19 protein-coding genes are annotated in these 19,312 nt (G+C 63.3%); 6 read left to right on the top strand and 13 right to left on the bottom strand.

The window, feature by feature from the left end:
• Window positions 1-99: 99 nt before the first annotated feature.
• The 6 genes from FIU91_RS18475 to idi all read left to right on the top strand — a co-directional run bounded on the left by FIU91_RS18475 (window position 100) and on the right by idi (window position 6,270).
• Entirely contained in the window at window positions 100-903 is an 804-nt protein-coding gene (locus tag FIU91_RS18475; protein ID WP_152463582.1) for a B12-binding domain-containing protein, read from the top strand.
• On the top strand, window positions 876-2,300 hold the full coding sequence (gene ppsR, locus FIU91_RS18470; protein ID WP_254702005.1) for a transcriptional regulator PpsR: 1,425 nt from the start codon (window positions 876-878) through the stop codon (window positions 2,298-2,300). Before FIU91_RS18475 ends, ppsR begins: the two co-directional genes overlap by 28 nt.
• A gap of 81 nt (window positions 2,301-2,381) precedes the next feature.
• Window positions 2,382-3,290, top strand: coding sequence for a chlorophyll synthase ChlG (gene chlG / locus FIU91_RS18465; protein ID WP_152463580.1), 909 nt, complete (start codon window positions 2,382-2,384; stop codon window positions 3,288-3,290).
• Window positions 3,287-4,567: a BCD family MFS transporter gene (locus FIU91_RS18460; protein ID WP_152463579.1), complete on the top strand. Its 1,281-nt coding sequence runs from the start codon at window positions 3,287-3,289 to the stop codon at window positions 4,565-4,567. Before chlG ends, FIU91_RS18460 begins: the two co-directional genes overlap by 4 nt.
• A gap of 3 nt (window positions 4,568-4,570) precedes the next feature.
• A complete protein-coding gene (locus tag FIU91_RS18455) occupies window positions 4,571-5,752 on the top strand; it encodes a geranylgeranyl diphosphate reductase (RefSeq protein WP_152463578.1) in 1,182 nt (393 codons plus the stop codon).
• Window positions 5,749-6,270, top strand: a complete 522-nt coding sequence (idi, locus tag FIU91_RS18450) for an isopentenyl-diphosphate Delta-isomerase (RefSeq protein WP_152463577.1) — start codon at window positions 5,749-5,751, stop codon at window positions 6,268-6,270. The genes FIU91_RS18455 and idi overlap by 4 nt, the downstream gene beginning before the upstream one ends.
• Before the next feature lie 4 nt (window positions 6,271-6,274).
• Here the strand turns inward: idi and dxs are convergent, their stop codons facing one another.
• The 13 genes from dxs to FIU91_RS18385 all read right to left on the bottom strand — a co-directional run bounded on the left by dxs (window position 6,275) and on the right by FIU91_RS18385 (window position 19,300).
• Complete coding sequence (dxs, locus tag FIU91_RS18445) at window positions 6,275-8,194, bottom strand: 1-deoxy-D-xylulose-5-phosphate synthase (RefSeq protein ID WP_152463576.1); 1,920 nt, start codon at window positions 8,192-8,194, stop codon at window positions 6,275-6,277.
• A gap of 192 nt (window positions 8,195-8,386) precedes the next feature.
• A complete protein-coding gene (pufC, locus tag FIU91_RS18440) occupies window positions 8,387-9,502 on the bottom strand; it encodes a photosynthetic reaction center cytochrome PufC (RefSeq protein ID WP_152463575.1) in 1,116 nt (371 codons plus the stop codon).
• Between the two features lies 1 nt (window position 9,503).
• Window positions 9,504-10,493, bottom strand: a complete 990-nt coding sequence (pufM, locus tag FIU91_RS18435) for a photosynthetic reaction center subunit M (protein WP_172975065.1) — start codon at window positions 10,491-10,493, stop codon at window positions 9,504-9,506.
• Between the two features lie 19 nt (window positions 10,494-10,512).
• A complete protein-coding gene (pufL, locus tag FIU91_RS18430) occupies window positions 10,513-11,343 on the bottom strand; it encodes a photosynthetic reaction center subunit L (RefSeq protein WP_093009161.1) in 831 nt (276 codons plus the stop codon).
• A 167-nt stretch (window positions 11,344-11,510) separates the two neighbouring features.
• A complete protein-coding gene (gene pufA, locus FIU91_RS18425) occupies window positions 11,511-11,672 on the bottom strand; it encodes a light-harvesting antenna LH1, alpha subunit (protein WP_093009160.1) in 162 nt (53 codons plus the stop codon).
• Window positions 11,673-11,685: 13 nt separating this feature from the next.
• The gene (pufB, locus tag FIU91_RS18420) at window positions 11,686-11,835 is read right to left on the bottom strand and encodes a light-harvesting antenna LH1, beta subunit (RefSeq protein WP_072778079.1); all 150 of its coding nucleotides are present in this window, start codon (window positions 11,833-11,835) and stop codon (window positions 11,686-11,688) included.
• A 122-nt stretch (window positions 11,836-11,957) separates the two neighbouring features.
• Complete coding sequence (gene pufQ, locus FIU91_RS18415) at window positions 11,958-12,173, bottom strand: cytochrome PufQ (RefSeq protein WP_093009159.1); 216 nt, start codon at window positions 12,171-12,173, stop codon at window positions 11,958-11,960.
• On the bottom strand, window positions 12,170-13,633 hold the full coding sequence (gene bchZ, locus FIU91_RS18410) for a chlorophyllide a reductase subunit Z (RefSeq protein WP_152463574.1): 1,464 nt from the start codon (window positions 13,631-13,633) through the stop codon (window positions 12,170-12,172). The genes pufQ and bchZ overlap by 4 nt, the downstream gene beginning before the upstream one ends.
• A 34-nt stretch (window positions 13,634-13,667) precedes the next feature.
• A complete protein-coding gene (gene bchY, locus FIU91_RS18405) occupies window positions 13,668-15,134 on the bottom strand; it encodes a chlorophyllide a reductase subunit Y (RefSeq protein WP_152463797.1) in 1,467 nt (488 codons plus the stop codon).
• 101 nt (window positions 15,135-15,235) lie between these two features.
• Window positions 15,236-16,237, bottom strand: a complete 1,002-nt coding sequence (locus FIU91_RS18400; RefSeq protein ID WP_093009156.1) for a chlorophyllide a reductase iron protein subunit X — start codon at window positions 16,235-16,237, stop codon at window positions 15,236-15,238.
• Window positions 16,234-17,175 carry a chlorophyll synthesis pathway protein BchC gene (gene bchC / locus FIU91_RS18395; protein ID WP_152463573.1) on the bottom strand — a complete coding sequence of 314 codons (942 nt, stop codon included), beginning with the start codon at window positions 17,173-17,175 and terminating at the stop codon, window positions 16,234-16,236. Before bchC ends, FIU91_RS18400 begins: the two co-directional genes overlap by 4 nt.
• 138 nt (window positions 17,176-17,313) lie before the next feature.
• Entirely contained in the window at window positions 17,314-18,426 is a 1,113-nt protein-coding gene (locus tag FIU91_RS18390) for a methyltransferase (RefSeq protein WP_152463572.1), read from the bottom strand.
• Between the two features lie 4 nt (window positions 18,427-18,430).
• Complete coding sequence (locus FIU91_RS18385) at window positions 18,431-19,300, bottom strand: polyprenyl synthetase family protein (RefSeq protein ID WP_093009153.1); 870 nt, start codon at window positions 19,298-19,300, stop codon at window positions 18,431-18,433.
• Window positions 19,301-19,312 lie beyond the last annotated feature (12 nt).

Genomic DNA, 19,312 nt, shown 5'->3' with positions numbered 1-19,312 from the left:
TCTACGCCTGTATGTCAGTTTCATTTGACAACAGGCCGACCGCGCCCTCACACTTGAGCAGCTGGTATTCTCCAGCGCCAAGCGATTGTCCGAGTGACTATGTCCGACTTCCTGACAAGCCCGACCGCTTCCCCAGAGGATCGACCCGACGTCTCGGCCCTGGCGGGAAGCGTGGTTTCGATGCTGCGCGATTCAAACCGCTTTCGTGGCGAGCGTCGTATTCTTGAAGTGGCTGAGATGCTCGAACGTCGCGTCCTTCAGAAAGGCATGTTTTCTTCGGAGGACACGGTTGCGGAAGCATTGCTCACGGGCTTGAACCGTGACGATATCGTTGATCGGTGCATCCCGACGGCCGCGCGCAGCCTCGGTGCCGCCTGGTGCGAGGACGATCTTAGCTTCGCGGATGTCACGATCGGATCGGCGCGGCTTCAGGGTCTTCTATCGGTCCTCGCCCCGCCCCTTCACAGCGAAGACAGCGATATTTGCAATCCGTCGCTGCTGCTGGTGATCCCGGAAGGCGACACGCACACCCTCGGGCCGCACGTGGTCGGGGCGCAGCTGCGCCGCCGCGCTGCATCCGTTCAGATGCTGTTCGCACCGAGCACTGACATGCTTGGTGACGCACTGCGCACCGATCCTTACGATGGCGTGTTGTTTTCCTGTTCGCGGCCGCAGACGCTAAGTGGCATTGGCAAAATGATTTCTTCACTTAAGCACTCGATTCCCGTGGCGCCGCCGACTATCTTGGGTGGGTTGGTGCTCGATCTCGTCCCGAACCCGAACGAACTCGCCGGTGCCGACCTGGCAACGAATGACGCTGTCGAAGCGTTGAGGTATTGCTTGATTAGGATAAACGCTGGGTACGGATCGAAAAAATGCCGGGAGACAGGGCCAAGGATATGAAAGCGCGACCCGATGGGGTTGCGAATCGGTCCTACATAGATGGTCTCTTGTCGGCGGCGTGCGACCTTGCAGTCGGCATTGACGGCAATGGCATCGTGACGAGCGTTGCGGGGGCATCCCTTGGCAGTTCCCTCCAGCACTGGATCGGCTCACCGATCAGCGACGTACTCACGGTCGAAAGCCGCCCGAAACTTGACGCGGCTCTTGAGACATTCCGCAAGACCGGACAGATCCGGCGGCCGGTCGAGCTTAACCATGAAGATGGAAAGACCTGGGAATTTCCTGTCCGCTACGATGTGTATCCGGGCCTGCAGGAAGGAGAGACCCTGCTGCTAGGTCGCGATCTCAGCCTCGTGGCGGAGACGCAGGCGCAGCTTGTTCAGGCGCAGATGTCGCTCGAGCAGGGATACGAAGCGCGGCGCGAATTCGACGCCCGGTATCGTCTTCTCTTGCGGACGGTCGCGGACCCGGTGGTCTTCGTTTCCGTCAGTGACGGACGCATTAAGGATCTGAACGACCCGGCAGCCACTCTCCTCGGCTCGTCGCGAGAAGACTTGGTTGGCGCGGTCTTCGCCAACGAGTTCACCAATCGCGGCCGCGAGGAATTCGTGGAAATGCTCGTGAATGCGGCAATTTCCGAGAATGCGGACGAGCTCGTCGCAGAGACGCGGCGAGACCAGTCCGACATCAGCTTCGAGCCGCAGGTTTTCAGGGCTTCGGGTGAACGCGTTCTGATCCTGAGGCTTGGCCGACACGGCGGGTCGTCGACTGCCGGTGACGGGGCTCAAGCGGTCAGGGGCGATCTCGGCGGACTTTTTGCCAACGCCGCGGATGCGATGGTCATCACCTCGGCAACCGGCACGATCCAGAGCGCGAATGACGCCTTCCTTGAGATGGTCGACGCTGCTCATTTCACAGACGTGAAGGGCCGGAAGCTTGGCGAGTTTCTCAGCCGCGGGCAGGTCGATCTGAACGTGCTGATCGAGAACGCCCGTCGGGCGGGCAAGATGCGATTCTACTCCACAAAAGCGATCAACGAGTATGGCGCCGAGACATCGGTGGAGATGTCGGCAACCCTGATCTCCAAGGATCCGGACGCTCAGATCGGTTTCGTCATTCGCGACACCAGCCGCATCGAGTCGATGCGCCGCACGCAGATGCACGCCTCAGAGGAATCGAGCCGCAACGTGATGGAACTCGTCGGCTCCGCCACTCTGAAAGAGATCGTCGCCGAAACGACCGACGTCGTCGAGAAAATGTGCATCGAAACGGCAGTCAATCTGACGCGCAATAATCGCGTGGCCGCCGCCGAGATGCTCGGTCTGTCGCGGCAATCGCTTTACGTGAAGCTGCGGAAGTACGACCTTCTGAGCCGGGACGGGTCCGACAAGGACTAGGACCGGGCTATGCCCCGTCTGAACCGACACCTCCGCACCTGACCTCTTGCGCCGACTCGTTCTGTCGTGTCTAACTGACGTATGAGTGTCAGCCTAAGTTTACAGCCTCGACGCTATCCCGAACCGGCGGCCCTTCTGAGGCTCATCAAGCCGGTTACATGGTTTCCGCCGATGTGGGCCTATCTCTGCGGTGCGGTGTCCTCCGGAGCGGCGCTCTGGTCCGAACCCTTTCTCGTCCTTCTCGGCATCGTTTTGGCTGGTCCCATCGTCTGCGGCATGAGCCAGGCCGCCAACGATTGGTGCGACAGACATGTCGACGCGATCAACGAGCCGGACAGGCCGATCCCGTCAGGCCGAGTGCCCGGCCGCTGGGGTTTATGGGTCGCGCTTGCCATGTCCGCCCTGTCGCTCGGAGTCGGCGCGCTACTTGGCCTTTGGGGCTTTCTCGCCACGTGCGCCGGTGTCGCCGCCGCATGGGCCTACTCCGCCGAGCCGTTGCGACTGAAGCGGTCGGGCTGGTGGGGTCCAGGTCTCGTCGGCTTGTCATATGAAACGCTTCCCTGGTTCACCGGCGCGGCGATACTCGCGCAGGGCTTGCCAAGCGGGCCGGTGATCCTCGTTGCACTCCTGTACGGTATCGGCGCGCACGGGATCATGACGCTGAATGATTTCAAGGCGCTCGAAGGCGACCGCCAGACCGGCGTCAATTCCCTGCCCGTCATCCTTGGACCCGAACGGGCAGCACGCGTCGCCTGTTGGGCAATGATCGTGCCACAACTCGGCGTGATCGCTGTGCTGCTTGCGCTCGGCGCCGCCTGGCACGCGGGAGCGGTGGGAGTTGTCATCCTGGCGCAGCTGGCTGCGATGCGTGTCTTGCTGCGCGATCCAAAAGGCAAGGCTCCGTGGTACAACGGCACAGGCATCGTCCTTTACGTCTCCGGCATGATGATCTCGGCCTTCGCATTGGCCGGGACGGGAGCAACCCCATGACCCTTTCCTGGCTTTCCATCGTCCGGCTTGGACTCGTTCAGATGTGTCTCGGCGCCATCGTGGTCCTGACGACATCGACCCTGAATCGCCTCATGGTGGTTGAACTGGCGCTGCCGGCCGTGCTGCCCGGCCTGCTTGTCGCCCTGCATTACGGCATCCAGATTACCCGTCCATCCTGGGGATTCCTGTCGGATACCGGCGGTCATCGAACCTTTTGGATCGTCAGCGGCATGATCGCTCTGGCGCTTGGCGGATGGGGCGCTGCGGCGAGCGTTGTGCTGCTGGAGACCTCATTCGCGCTCGGTCTTTCGGTCGCAATCCTGTCTTATGCGTTGATCGGCCTCGGTGTCGGCGCATCCGGCACATCGCTTCTGGCACTTCTCGCGACCGCGACGGCGCCGACGCGCCGGGCCGCCGCAGCAACGATCACCTGGCTAATGATGATCTTCGGCATCGCGATGACAGCAGGCGTCGTGGGCAGCTTGCTGGACCCCTACTCCGCCTCGCGCCTTCTGACCATCGTCGCCATCGTCGGCGGGGTTGCGGTCCTCCTGACGTTGCTCGCGACATGGCGCGTCGAGGCAAATGTCGTCGCACGGACGGAGCCTGATCCGATGCCCTTCCGCGAAGGTCTGGCCGAGATATGGGCAGAGCCGAAGGCCCGCGCCTTCACGCTGTTCGTGTTCCTGTCCATGACCGCTTATTTCATGCAGGAGCTCATTCTTGAACCTTACGCTGGTCTGGTCTTCAACTTCACGCCGGGACAGTCGACACTGCTTTCGGGCGCGCAGAATGGCGGCGTTTTTCTCGGCATGGTCGCAGTCGGCGTGATCGCTACGGGTTTTCGCCGCGGAAGCTTGCGCGCATGGGTGATCGCGGGATGCGGCGGATCTGCCGCGGCGCTGACGTCCATTGCTCTTCTGGGTCAGGCCGGGCCGACTGCGCCGCTTTTGCCTGCGGTCATCGCCCTTGGATTTTTCAACGGCATGTTCGCGGTCGCCGCCATCGGCTCCATGATGAAGCTGGCCGGAGAGGGACGTGAAGCGCGAGAAGGCACACGCATGGGCCTTTGGGGCGCGGCGCAAGCCATTGCCGCAGGATTTGGCGGTCTTCTCGGTGCGGCCCTGGCCGATATTGCCCGTCAGTTCACCGCCGATGCCAGTGCATTCGGCTCTGTTTTCCTGTTCGAAGCTGCCCTGTTCCTCGCCGCTGCCTGGATGGCGCGACGGGTCATGGCATCCGATCCGCCTCTGGCGTCCCTGCAACCGGGAGAATGAACCATGGTCTATGATGTTGTCGTCGTCGGAGGAGGCCCATCAGGAGCAACCGCCGCCCATGATCTTGCGCTGAGCGGGCACAAGGTCGCCCTCCTCGACCGGGAGGGGCGCATCAAGCCCTGCGGCGGCGCGATACCGCCGCGCCTCATGCAGGATTTCGATATCGGCGAAGAGCAGCTTCTGACGAAGATCACCACCGCGCGAATGATCTCTCCGACCGGCCGCCATGTCGATATTCCGGTGGAGAACGGGTTCGTTGGCATGGTGGACCGCAAGGATTTCGACCCCTGGCTGCGAGACCGCGCGGTCGCGGCCGGGGCCGAGCGGTTCACCGGGACATTTCTCAGGATCGACCGCAGCCGCGGTTGGCCGCGGGTCGTCTATCGCGACAAGGCAAGCGGCGAAGAGAGCCAGATCGTCACCCGGCTGGTCATCGGGGCGGATGGCGCGAAGAGTCGTGTCGCGCGCGGCGAGGTTCCCGGCGCGGACCGGATACCGCTCGTCTTCGCCTATCACGAGATCATCTCTGCCCCGATGACGTCGGATCATTACGATCCGGAGCGCTGCGACGTGATCTATGACGGGCGCATCTCCCCCGATTTCTACGGTTGGGTGTTTCCGCATGGCGATACCGTCTCGGTGGGCATGGGCTCCGAAGATGCGAGCGTGAATCTCAAGCAGGCAACGGCGGATCTGCGCCTGTCTTCGCATCTGGCCCAATGCGAAACCCTCCGCCGCGAAGGCGCGCCGATCCCGCTGAAGCCACTCGAGCGGTGGGACAACGGTAAGGATCTCATTTTGGCGGGCGATGCCGCTGGCGTGGTCGCGCCGTCGTCGGGCGAGGGGATCTACTACGCCATGACAGGCGGGCGGGTCGCCGCGAGCGCGGCCTCGGCCTTCCTGCTGAGCGGCAAACCGAGCGCGCTGAAACTCGCGCGGAAGCTCTTCATGCGGGAACACAAGACCGTTTTCCGCGTGCTGGCCTCCATGCAGAATGCGTATTATCGATCCGATTCGCGCCGGGAGCGCTTTGTCTCGCTTTGTCACGATATCGACGTGCAGCGATTGACCTTCGAAGCCTACATGAACAAGAAGCTCGTGAAGGCGCGGCCGATGGCGCATCTGAAGATCGGCTTCAAGAATCTGCGCCATCTGACCGGATTGGTCCCGGAGACGCATGTATGACGCTTATGATCCCCGCATGGCAGAATGGAGAGCTGGTGCCGGTCGAAAAGCTCGAGGTTCACGAGCGCGGCCTCAAGCACAAGGCGATCTCGGTTTTCGTGATGCGGGGCGACGAGGTGCTTTTGCAGCGTCGGGCAATGGGAAAATATCACACGCCGGGGCTGTGGGCGAATACATGCTGCACGCATCCGCATTGGGATGAAGATCCTGCCGAGACAGCGGCGCGGCGTCTCGACGAAGAGCTGGGTATCTCCGGCCTCATGCTGAGCTACCGCGACCGGATCGAATATCGCGCCGATGTCGGCGATGGGCTCATCGAGCACGAGGTGGTCGATCTTTTCACCGCCGAGGCCTCACGGGATATGAAAATCGACCCTGATCCTGCGGAAGTCATGGATACAGCCTGGGTGCCGCTATCTGCGCTTCGCACCTGGATCAACGAGGCGCCGGGCGAGTTCACGCCCTGGCTCCGGATCTACCTAAGCGAACACGCCGAGCGGATCTTCGAGACCGCCTGAAGGCTCAAGCCCTGAGCGGCACCACCTTTGTCTCGCGACCGAGCGCCTGCATCGCGCTTCTCGCCAGATCGGCGGCGGTCAGGCCGGCCTCTTCGTACATCTCGGCCGGGCTCGCCTGGTCGATGAACCGGTCGGGCAGCGTCAGCGTGCGGATCGCGAGGCCCTTGTCGAACGCGCCCGACGCGGCCAGCGCATGCAGCACTTGCGCGCCAAACCCGCCTCGAGCGCCCTGCTCCACGGTCAGAAGCGCGCCGTGATGGCGGGCGAGCTGGTGGATGAGATCGAGGTCGAGGGGCTTGGCGAAGCGGGCATCCGCGATGGTCGCCGAGACACCCTGCGACGCCAGAAGCGCCGTCGCTTCGCGCACGACGCCGAGATGTGCGCCGAATGAAAGAAAGGCAACGTCAGAGCCTTCCTCGACCACACGGCCTTTCCCGATCTCGAATGGTTGAGGCATCTCTGGCAGTGCCACGCCAACACCGTTGCCGCGCGGATAGCGGAAAGCGATAGGGCCACTATCATGGACGCGCGCCGTTTCGACCATGTGGACAAGCTCGGCTTCGTCGCTCGCCGCCATGACGGTCATATTCGGCAACGCGCTGAGGTAGCCGATATCGAAGGCTCCGGCATGGGTCGCACCGTCCGCGCCCACGAGACCGGCCCGGTCAATCGCGAAGCGGACAGGCAGGTTCTGCAGCGCCACGTCGTGCACGATCTGGTCGTAGCCTCGTTGCAGGAAGGTGGAATAGATCGCCGCGAACGGCTTGAGACCGGAAGCGGCCATGCCCGCGGCGAAGGTGACGCCGTGCTGCTCTGCAATGCCGACATCGAAGACGCGGTTCGGGTAGCGCTCCGCCATGATATTGACGCCGGTGCCGGAGGGCATCGCAGCCGTGATGGCCACGACATCGGGATCGCGCGCCGCCGCATCTGCCAATGCCTGGCCGAAGACCTTGGTGTAAGCTGGGGCAGTGGGCTTGGATTTTGCCTGTTCACCTGTAACAGGGTCGAATTTCGACACGCCATGCCCGCAATCGGCGGCTTTCTCGGCCGGGGCATAGCCCTTGCCCTTGACCGTGCAGCAATGGATCAGAACCGGCCCCGTCGCCCGCGCCTTCGCGGAGCGCAGGACGCTGAGAAGCTGGCCCATATCATGCCCGTCGATGGGACCGATATAGTCGAAACCCAGTGCCTCGAAGAGCGAGCCCGTCTCGCCCCCCTGCCCCGTCACGATCTGGCGGGCGCGGCGCGCGCCGTCGCGCATCGGCCCCGGCAAGGCGCTCTCGAAGCCCTCTGCCAGCGCGCGCATCTTCTGGAACGGTTCCTGAGCGTAGAGCGAGGATAGGTAGGCCGACATCGCACCGACTGGCGGCGCGATGGACATCTCGTTGTCATTCAGGATCACGAAAAGCCGGCGCCCCTCTGCCCCGGCGTTGTTCAGCGCCTCGTAAGCCATGCCGGCGGAAATCGCGCCGTCACCGATCACCGCGATCGCATCGCCCGTGGGCTTGCCCATGTCGCGACCGATGGTGAAGCCAAGCGCGGCGGAGATCGACGTGGAGCTGTGGGCCGCGCCGAACGGATCGTATTCGCTTTCCGAGCGCTTGGTGAACCCCGACAGGCCGTCCTTCTGGCGCAAGGTACGAATGCGGTCGCGCCGCCCTGTGAGCACCTTGTGCGGGTAGCATTGATGGCCGACATCGAAGATGAGCTTGTCGGAGGGCGTGTTGAACACGGCATGAATGGCCACCGTCAATTCGACCACGCCGAGCGACGATCCAAGATGTCCGCCTGTCTCGGAGACGGCGGAGACCACCTCGGCGCGCACTTCCTGCGACAGTTTCGAAAGCGTGCGCCCGTCCATCTGGCGCAGATCCGCAGGTCCGGCGATATGGTCGAGGATGGGGGTGTCGGGTCGTGTCATGGCAGCTCCTCCCGAAGAAAAAGCGCCGCGCCTTGCAAAACGTGGGTTCTGTCCGGCGCGGCGCCAGCTCCTGTAGCCAACAGGAAGGGAACCGAGGGCTGGGCCCTCGTTATCCGCTCGTCCAGGGAAAGTCAGACGAGCGGACCTGGCGGCGGGGCCCGGCCAGGATCACCCCGGCCGGACCCGCGCATCTCATTCGTAGCTATATTCACCCGAAGTCGTTGCCAGTTCGGGCCAATCCGCAATCACGTTCAGACCCTGAAGCGGCTGCTGGTAGCCCTTGTGGCAGGTCTTGCACGCTGCCTTCGGCGCGTCGCCGTAGACTGGACCGAGGCGATTTTCGGGATACTCGCCCTCGAGCGGGACAAGGTAGTCCTGGTTCATCTCCTTCACCATCGCGATGCCGAGCGACTCCGTTGCCCATTGCGGCGTCACCTGCGTGCCGTCGTAGAAGGCGCGCGTGTTGTGGCAGAACGTGCAGTTCACGCCGAGCGAGTTGGAGACGTAGTTCATCAGCGAGTAGGTCCGCTCCGCATCCTGCCACGTTGCGGTGTTCGGATCCGTCGGATCGCTGTCCACGTGGCTTGCGAAGTCGTGCACGCCGATCGGCTCGTCCTCGAGAAGATACGTCTCGAGAGCATCAGACGGCAGCGAGGTATATTGCGATTGCATGGTGACGCGGTTCTGCACCGCGGCCCAGCCTTCGGCGGCCTCGTTGACGGGAGTGATCCTGAACCAGATATCCGACGGCACGTTCTCCCCGCGGTGGCAGGTGTAGCAGTTCACACCGACCTCCTGGTTGGCGTTCACGTGGCCAGCCCAGCCTTCGTTGAGGTTCTGGGTCATCTGGATCATGCGCCGCGCGACCTTCATCGTGTAAAGCTCGTCATTGGCGTAGTTGCCGTCCGCCGCGCCGACATGGCAGTAGGCGCAGCCCTGCTCGGGCGAAACCCATTGCGTCATCGCCAGCATGATGCGGTTGAAGTTGTCCTCGGTCACGTTGCCGAGGACCTGGACGTTCTCATAGACCTCAGAGGCGAGCCGGTCCCCGTCCTCGGGAACATAGGGCTCTTCGGTGTAGTAGGCCGCCAGGGTCGGATCCTCGTTCTCGATCTCGGACACGAACTCCGTCTGGACCATCCCGGTGCCTCGCGGACCCGTCTGCAACGACTTGGTTGCGAAGGGCTGACCGACGACGACCACGAAGGCCGCCGCGATCACCGCTACTCCAAGCACTCCCACCAGGATCGCCGGACCGTAGATGTCGGTCGGGTTGTCCTTATTCCAGTTCTTGAACCAGGGTAGCATCTCACTCACCTCCGCCGATGAAGGACTGATAGGTCTGGCCGTAAGCTTCGTAGCCGTAGCTGCCGTCATAGGCCGGCGCGAAATGATGCTCCTGTGCCCAGATGAACCAGTTGTCGACGACGGTGCCGGTCAAGAGGATGCCGATGCCGCCGGTTATCGGAGTCAGTACCGCGAACCACCAGGCCCAGCGATGGATGCCCTCCATCGTTGCGTTGAAGCCCATCGTCCAGCGCCAGAAGAGCGCAGCGCGTTCGGTGGCCGTACCCCGATCGACGATCTGCTCGAGTTCCCGATCACCGCCGTAGCGCGTGACCGCGAGGATCGTGCCGCCATGCATGGCGAAGAGAAGCACCGAACCGTAGAGGAACACGATCGAGAGACAGTGGAACGGGTTGTAGTAGAGGTTGCCGTACCGGATCGAGAACGCTGTCGTCCAATCGAGGTGCGGGAAGATGCCGTAAGGCACCGCCTCGGACCACGACCCCATCAGGATCGGCCGGAAAAGGCCGAGAACGAGGAACAGCCAGATCGCCGATCCGAAGGCCCAGAAGACATGCTTGCCCATCTTCTGTTCCTTGGCCAGAAGCCAGGAGCGCGCCCACCAGCTCATCACCGAGATGAGAAGGAAGAAGCTCGCGATGATGTACCAGCCACCGTCGTAGAGCGGCGGAATGGTCAGACCGTATTCCGGGCTTGGCGGCTCGAGTGCAAGCCAGAAGCCCTGCCGGATGAATTCCGGGATCGACCAGTCCACCTGGGCCAGCATGTTGAGCCCGATGATGTTCAGGGCCAGAATGCCGGTGAAGAGGGACACGAGCCCTGTCCAGCCGAGGTAGATCGGACCGATCTGCGCGTTTCCGAGAAAGCCTGCGAGGGTGGAGAAGAACGGGTTCTTGGTCCGCTCCTCCATCATCCGGCCGTTGTCGTTCATCCCCATCTCGGGGGTCCCTTGGACCTGCACCTGGGTGAAGATGTTCTGATACTCAATCATTGGCATGTTTCATCCTCCCTCAGAGCTGGCCCCAGATCGGCAGTTCGAGCCACCAGTTCCACCATTCCGGCCAGCCTTTGGTCCAAACGGGCCCGGAGATGATGATGCAGATCGCCGACCAGAACCCCGCGTTGATCGCCAGCAGCCAGCCGAGACGGTGAATGCCGAGCGTACCGACCGAGTAGCCGATGAAATCCCGGAAAAACGTGTCTTCGTGATCGGGCGTCTTCATGTCCTCGCCCTTCTCGGGGTTCGCCGCCGAGAGGATCAGGCCGCCATGCAACGCCAAGGCGAGCGTGGTGGTGAAGAACAGCGTCACCGCGAGCATGTGCGCCGGGTTGTAGTGGAAGTGCAGGTAGGCGTAGCCCGTGTTCGAGACCCAGTCGAGGTGGCTGAAGATCCCGTAGGGAAACGCATGACCCCAGGCGCCAAGCAGAACCGGACGGAAAATCTCGAGCGTTACATAGGCGAAGATCGCGAAGCCGAAGGCGATCGGAACATGGTAGCCGATGCCAAGCTTTCGACAGATCTCTACCTCGCGCAGCGCCCAGGAGATGAAAGCGCCGGTCGCACAGATGGTGATGATCTGCCAAAGCCCGCCTTCCATGAGCGGCGCGGCGCCCAGACCGTAGCTGAGGTCGGGCGGCTCGATGTTGATTAGCCAGGGGTTGAACGTGCCCTGATGTGCGGCGCCCCACAGGATCAAGATTGTCCCTAGAAGCGAGAAAAAGGCGGTCGTGACGCCGAAGAAGCCCACGTAGAAAGGGCCCACCCAGAAGTCGAACAGATCGCCGCCGATCAGCGTCCCTCCGCGGACGCGATACTTCTTTTCGAAGCTGAGCATTGCCATCGTCTTGGTCTCCGCTAGTGGCGGCATCGTCCGACCCGTCGGGGGCGTGTGCCGTCGATACCGTGTCTTGTTTGCCGTGGGCGGACGGGCGTCAGAGGCCGGTGCCCGCCCACAGCTTTGTCTTTGTCACCTTCTGGCGGCACGCGGGGCCCGCGCACCACGCAGGCTCACTCGGAAGCGCCCGCGGCAGCTGCAGTTTCGAACCAGTTGATGCCGTTCGAGAGAACGACCAAGTGGATCATCGCTGCGAGCAGGAAGAGGAAGACACCCTGGGCCACGAAGACGCGGCGGGGGTCGAAGATGAGCCAAATCTTATAGAATTTTGCCATGCTTCAGCCCTCCTCAGAACCACGGACGCCAGATGAAGGTCGCCAAATGTGCGACCACGGCAACCGCCGAGAACAGCCAGAGGCCGCTCATGTAGACGGAATGCAGTTCCTGCGCCTGCTCGTCGGTGAGACCTGTGAACGACAGGTCGGTATTATCAGCCATTAACTTTCCTCCGGAACGTCACGCTGACGCCGTGACACCCTCACGGCCGGGTCCCCTCGGAGTAGACTCCGCTGGGCCTGTCCGCCCCGACGAGCGAGGCGGCCAGTCTCGGTACGGCCCTCTCAGGCCGAAAAGATGAGCGGCGTGATCCGGTCCGCTTCGGCCCAGGCCCGGGCCAGCGGCCCGTGCAGGTTGAGCGTCTGCTTCTGGAACACGTCGAGCAGCCAGAACGCCGTCGCGAAAGGGATCGCGAGAACGAAGATCAAGCTGAAATAGAGAAGGAATTCCGTTCCGCGCTTCGAGCGCGCCCGAGGCGGGTTCGAGGTGAAGTCGGTCATGGATTGATACCTCCTGTGGATGGATCGAGGGCCTGAACCGTCTCGAGAACGACACGGTCGGACCCCTTGCGGAGCGCTTCTGCCTCTGCGGCGTCGCGCAACGTCTTGGCTGCGGAAATTCGGGTGAGCACCGGGTGCGACGCGACGATGCGGTCAAGCTCGGCCTGCGCGTCGGGATCCCAGGGAAAGTCGCGTCTGAGCGGCGTCGGTGTCGCCTCGCCCGCATCCATCGCCGCGCCCAGCGGCAGAATGTGGAAGAGCGCGTCGAAGAGCCCGTTGCAAATCTCCTGCAGAAGATACGCGGCCCCTGCATATCCCATGAAGGGTGTGCCGGTATGTCTGCGGATTGCGGCACCGGGGAAGCTTGCCGGGATGAAGGCCGGCTTCGGTCCGTGCCCAGAGCTCATTTCGGCGAGGTACATCTTCTCATTGATCGAACCGAGCACGACGATGGGTCGCGCGCCATGCAGTGTTTCCCGCACGTGGTCGTTGTCGGTCTTTGACCCGGCCTTCCGCTCCACCGCGAGCGCGCAGGGCAAACCCAGGTCGCCTTCGAGGTAATTGCGGATACCGCGTGTATAGGTCTCGTTCGCGACGATCGCGAAATTCGCCGTCGCAAAGAAATCCTGCGTGACCGAACGCCAAAGATCCCAGACCGGCTTCAGCGTCGAATGCTTTTCGCGCTCGATGAATGGCTCGGGGTCGAGGCCCAGCATCTCGCCGAGTTTACGCAGGAACAGGGTCGTAGATTCCATCCCGATCGGCGCTTGCAGGTAAGGCTTGTCGAGTACCTCGGCGAGGCCGCGACCAAACTCGCGATACATCACCACATTGGCGTCGGCGTTCACGAGGTTCCGCATCTCGGCCAAGTGCGCGCCCAAAGGCATCACCATGTTCACGTCGGCGCCGATCCCTTCGATGAGACGCCGGATTTCCGCGAGGTCGGAGGGCATGTTGAACGTGCCGTACATCGGCCCGAGGATGTTCACGCGAGGCTTTGCGCCGTCCTCGCGTTTCTTTTCGGGCGGCACCCGGCCCTTGGTCATGCCAAATTCGGTGAAGAGCCACGTCATCGCGCGGTCGGCTGCCTGCCACTGATCTTCGTCGATCGTGCGCGGCAGGAACCGCTGAATATTGGTGCCTTGCGGTGTCACGCCGCCACCGATCATCTCGGCGATGGACCCGGTGACGACGACGGCCGGCAGCGCCGGATCGAGCACCTTCCAGGCGCGCTCCATCGCTTCCTCGGTCCCGCGGCCCATCTCTTCCTCGCCAAGCCCGGTCACCACGATGGGCAATTCGTGCGGCGGCAGCGCGTCGGTGTAGTGCAAGACGGACGTCACCGGCAGGTTCTCGCAACCCACCGGGCCGTCGATCACCACCTGCAAACCCTTCACGGCGCAGAAGGCATAGACGGCACCCCAGTAGCCGCCTGCGCGGTCATGGTCTTGGATCAACATGCCAAGCCCCCCGGAGTTATGCCGAAACAGAGCCTCATATCATGCGTTCCGCTTCGGCGCGCCTGGCGGCCTTGTCGAGTTTCTTCTGCTGCTGCGCCCGGAAGTCGGGACGCAGGTTCGGCGCGCCTTCCCAGACACCGGCTGTGTCGCCGTTGCCGACGCCTTCGAAGAACTCTTTCATGCGGTCCATTCTGCCTTTGCCGGCAATGGCGGCATTGACCACTTCGGCCAGGGATCCGGCACCGGCCACGCCCATGAGCGGGCGCGCGGAGATCAGGTTCGTGTAATAAAGACCCGGCACGCCCAGCTCCTTCGCCTTCTGGACGACGGGCGTCGTGCCGATGGCGAGGTCCGGCTTGTGTTTGTCCATCGCGGCAAGATCGTCTTCGAGCGACGCGCGGTACTTGACCTGGCATCCATGCGCTTCGAGCCATTCGGCATCGGCTTTTGAGAACCGCGTCTTGGGACAGGCAGTGCCGACATACGGCACATCCGCGCCGCTCTCGATCAGAAGGCGCGCCACCAGAAGCTCGGAGCCTTCATAGCCCGACAGGGTGATCTTGCCGTTCACCGGGTTTGCCTTGAGCGCGGCTTCGATAGCCGGAAGCGCGGCATCTTTCGCGGCGTCGATCTTGTCCTGCGGAATCTCGAACGTCGCGCCCACAGCCTCGAGCCACGCTTCGGTTCCGTCGCGGCCCACGGGTGCTGAGCCGAGAACGGGACGTCCCGCTGTCTCGAATTCGCGGATTGCAGCGGTGTAGAACGGGTGGATTGCGGCGACGGCGGTGCAGTCGAGCGCAGAATACAGCTCCCGCCACTCCCGGCAGGGCACGACCGGCCCGGCGGCGATGCCCATGGGCGCAAGCAGCGCACCGATGGACATCGGGTCTGCCGGGAACATCTCACCCAGAAGGGTCAGCGTCGGGCGATCCGTCACGCGTGCCTCGGGGGCCGGGACCGGTCCAGCGGCCACTTCCTCGCGGGCATATGCCAGCATCGCACCGGCAAGGACGTCCTTTGCTTCGGCATGCGTCGGAATTCCGAAGCCCGGCACGTCAATCCCTACGATCCGCACACCGTTTATCTCTTTCGGCAGAAGACGGAGCGGGACACCCGAGGCAGTTGGAACGCACAGGTTCGTCACGACGATCGCGTCGAACTTGTCCGGATCGGCCATCTCGTGAACGGAGTCGCGGATATCTTCGAAGAGCTTGCCGGTGACCAGCGTCTCCGAGGAGAACGGCACGTAACCGACCGAACGCCGAGCGCCGTAGAAATGCGAGACGAAGGTCAGACCGTAAACGCAGCAGGCCGATCCTGACAGAACGGTCGCAACCCGCTTCATCCGGAGCCCGACGCGCAGAGAGCCGAAAGCCGGACACATGCTTTGCGGTTTATCGTGCGGCCCTTGCGGATAATCCTCTGCGTACCGGTCCAGCACCTCGGAGGCGCCGGCCTCGCGGGCCGCGCGCTCCAGCTCGGCCCCCGAATGGCAGCCCATCCCCTCTGCAGGGGCGGTTCCGTTGGCGTTATGTTCGGTCTCGTCGGTCAAGGCGACCCCTGTCTCTTCGGTATCAATGGCGCCGGACGTCCGGCTTTGGTTCAGGCTTCGTCGTAGATCACTTCGAGGCTCTTCTTCGGCGCGGCATACTGGCCGCGCATGTCGTCATCGGTCGCGGGCTCGAGCACGACACCCGCACCGACATCCGATCCGTCGAAGAGGTTCAGAAGGCCGTCCTGGTCGAGCGGCGTCGGCCGCACGGGCGGTGCATCCGAGACCTGCTCTGCGAGGCCGGCAAAGAGACTGCCCCACTGGGATTTGGAGGATCCGACGATCTGATAGTTCGCGGATTTCTTTCGCAGATCGTCGTCCTGCGGGATTGCCGCGAGAACAGGAATGCCTGCGGCCTCCGCGAAGGCTTGCGCCTCGCCCGACCCGTCGTCCTTATTGATGACGAGTCCCGCGACACCGACATTGCCGCCGAGCTTGCGGAAGTATTCGACCGCGGAGCAGACGTTGTTCGCAACATAAAGGGATTGCAGGTCGTTCGAGCCGACGAGGATCACCTTCTGCGCCATGTCGCGGGCGATCGGCAGACCGAAGCCCCCGCATACCACGTCGCCGAGGAAATCGAGAAGGACGTAGTCAAAGTCCCAATCATGAAAGCCCAGCTTTTCGAGCAGCTCGAAGCCGTGGATGATGCCACGTCCTCCGCAGCCGCGACCGACCTCCGGTCCGCCGAGCTCCATCGCGAAAACGCCGCCCGACTTGAAGCAGACATCGCCGATGGCGACTTCCTCACCGGCGAGCTTCTTCTTGGTCGAGGTCTCGATGATCGTCGGGCACGCCTTGCCCCCGAACAGGAGCGACGTTGTATCGGACTTGGGATCGCAGCCGATCAGAAGCACCCGCTTTCCCTGCTCGGCCATCATGTGGCTGAGATTGGCGAGCGTGAAGGACTTGCCGATGCCGCCCTTGCCGTAGATCGCGATGATCTGCGTCTTGCTCTTGGGCTCCTCGGTCACGATGTCGGCGAGATCCTCGTGCGCCTCGTCGCGCAGTCGCTGGTCGAAGTCCTTAAGGTTAGGGACGTCGTCCTTCATGCGGCTTCCTTCCAATCAATGATCATTTTCAGGCAGGTCGGATCGTCGAACGCGGTCTCGTAGGCCGCGGCAACGTCCGACCGGCTTGAGCGGTGCGTCACCAGCCCGTCGAGCGAGAGAGCCCCGGTTTCGATCAGGCTGCGTGTGGCGAACAGGTCGTCGCGCGTCCATTCGGCGGCGACGCGGAACCGGGCTTCCTTCATGAAGGCCGGCGGAAAGGCGAAAGAGAGCGGCTGTGCGTAGAAGCCCGCGAGCACGATCTCTCCGCCCTTGACGATGCGGCCCACGAGATCGTTCAGGATCGCGCCATTGCCCGAAGCGTCGTAGATGCTTGCGTAGTTGCGGCGCGGATCGTCTTCCGGGCGCACGACCTCGTAGCCTTCGGCACCGCCCATCCGAGCAGGATCGATTTCCCACACGGTCGGGGTTTTGCCGCCTGCTGCCACGGTCAGGCGCGCCAAGAGCCGGCCGAGAACGCCGTGGCCGACGATGAGTTCCGGCAGATCGCAGCGATATCCGGCAAGTGCATGGCGTGCCGTTGCCGCCAGCGCAAGAAGCGCGCCGGTCTCGCCCATACCGGCATCAAGCCGGGTCACGCGATCGCTTGGGGTGACAAGGCGCGTCGCGGCGCCACCGAATAGGCCGTGCGCATCTTCAAAGCAGGATGCGCCCGGTACGAAGACGGTTTCGCCGACCCGGTATCCGGTATTTCCGCCGGCTTCGACCACCTCACCCATCGCCTCGTAGCCAGGGACGAGCGGGTAGCCCATCCCAGGGAACGGAGGCATCTCGCCGGTATAGAAAAGCTTCTCGGTGCCGGTGGAAATGCCGGAATGGCGGATGTCGACCACCAGATCACCCGGACCGGGAGGAACCAGCGACACGTCGGACAGGCCGAGTGTTCTGGGACTGTCGAGCAGTACAGCTTTTGTCTGCATGTCGCGCCTCCCTGTTCCTAATAAACGGGGCATCGCGGCAGACGCCCCGGCGTCTATCTGTCAGACGACTCTGACACCTTTAATGTCAGACTAAAGATACAGCAGAAAGTGTCAACTGTAATAGACAGTTTTGGCACTTCAGGCCGGTTTCCACGCTGTGACGACCGCTGTCACATAGGGACGTATGGGCCTGTGAGCGGTGATTCCCGCAAAACCGGCTTCTGTCAGAAGCGTGATGATTCGCTCCGCACTGCGGGCGCGCCCGGTCTGCATGGCCATCGTGTAGAATGCGAAATAGACATCGCCGTGCCGCTCCGGTCTCTGCCCGCCCGACATCGGTTCGGAGACGAGCAGCTGCCCGCCAGGCGGCAGCGCATCGAATGCCTTGGAGAGCAGATCGCGCACCGTCGCATCTTCATGGTCATAGAGCACGCGCACGAGAGACATCGTATCGAACCCCTCGGGCAGCGGGTCGGCGCGAAAGGAGCCCGCGATGAACTCGATGCCGTCCGATTGCGGCGCATCGGCAATGACTTCGGGAAGGTCGAACACACCTATCTCGAGTTTGCTACGACGCTCGCGAACGGCCCGCGCAAAAGCTCCGTGGCCTCCACCAATGTCCAGAAGCCGCTTTTGCCCCTTGAGAGAGGCGGTCGCCAGGGTATCTTCGGCGACAAGCGACTGGCTGTCGGACATCAGCGTGGAGTAATAGCGCGCGCTGGCCGCATCGCCGCCCGCACCTCCGAAAACGTAGGGCCAGAACCTTGCCAGCTCCGTATCGACCTCCCCCCGCAGCAGCGCGACCGGATCGGACATGTCGCGATAGAACGCGTCGTGATGACGGATCATCCCCTCCAGTCCCGGAACGCCGGTAAGGGCAGCGCCGCGTGTCGTGATGCGAAAGATGTCGCGCTTCCGGGCGAGAAGGCCCAGCGCCGCTGCGGCCTGCAAAAGGATCTCCGTCCGCGCGAGGGGCACATTGATCCGACGGGACAGTTCGGACGCAACCAAGGGGCCCTCCATCGCGTGGTGAAGGATCTCAAGCTCGACGACCGCCCGAAGCACCTGGCTCGCAACGAAACCCTGAACGAGATCGAAGAGCGCCGCGCCTTCCTGACGCACATGGCCTCGAACGCCCGGTATTCGCGCCGCCCATCGCTGAAAGCCGGGCTTCGCCGCCAACCTCGCCAAGCGGGTACGAAGATCCGGCCCGCCTTTGCGGCGCACGGGGTCTTCGGCCGTGGCAGTCATTGTGTCAGACCCGCACCGGGTTCAGGCCGGGTGTCAGGCGTTCGGCCTGCATCCGCACCATATGCGCGAGGGATGCCTCGCCGGGACAAGACGGGATGGAGGCAATCGCGCCGGACAGAATATCGCCAAGACGGCGCACCGCACCGTCGACGCCCAATTCGCGAACCGCGTTCGGACGGTTGTGCAGCTCATCCTGATGTGCGGGCTTGCCGAGGCTCGCCTCGCTACCAAGCGCGTCCCGAAGATCGTCGGCAACCTGGAAGGCCGCCCCGATCCGGGCGCCAAGCTCGTACCACGGCTCGGCCTCCTGCCCAGCTGCAAGCGCGCCCATCTGCGTCGCAGCGATGAAGAGCGCGCCCGTTTTGGAGAGGTGGTAAGCGTCGAGGTCGATCTCGGGTTCGCTCTCCCACCCCTGTCCGGCGCAAATGCCGTGTGGCATCCCCGTCCGGCGGGCGAGCGCGGTCACAAGCGGCGCTACCCGGTCCGGCGCTTTGGGTGCGACGCGGGCGAGCGTTTCGAACGCCATCACGATGAGCGAATCGCCGGTAAGGACCGCGAGCGGTTCGGAATAAGCCTTGTGGACCGTGGGCTTGCCGCGCCTGAGATCCGCATCGTCAAAACACGGCAGATCGTCATGAACGAGGCTGGCACAGTGAATGAGTTCGAGGGCGGTTGCAGCAGCATCCGTGGCGGCTGGCTGATCGTCCCCGCAAGCGAGCGCCACAGAGACAAGGATCGTCGGCCGGATCCGGGCGCCGCCCGGCGTGCAGGCATAGACCAAGGCCTCGGAGAGCTGCCGGGGTGCGGCAAGCCCGCCCTGCCCCCGCGCCAATGTCGCCATGATCGCGGTGTCGATCCGTTGGTGGATGTCCATGTTGCGGGCGCT

The sequence above is a fragment of the Roseivivax sp. THAF30 genome (assembly GCF_009363575.1).
In the GTDB taxonomy this organism is placed as follows: Bacteria; Pseudomonadota; Alphaproteobacteria; order Rhodobacterales; family Rhodobacteraceae; genus Roseivivax; species Roseivivax halotolerans.
The sequence above is the reverse complement of the archived record's forward strand: the minus strand, read 5'-3'. Positions and strand labels throughout refer to the sequence as shown.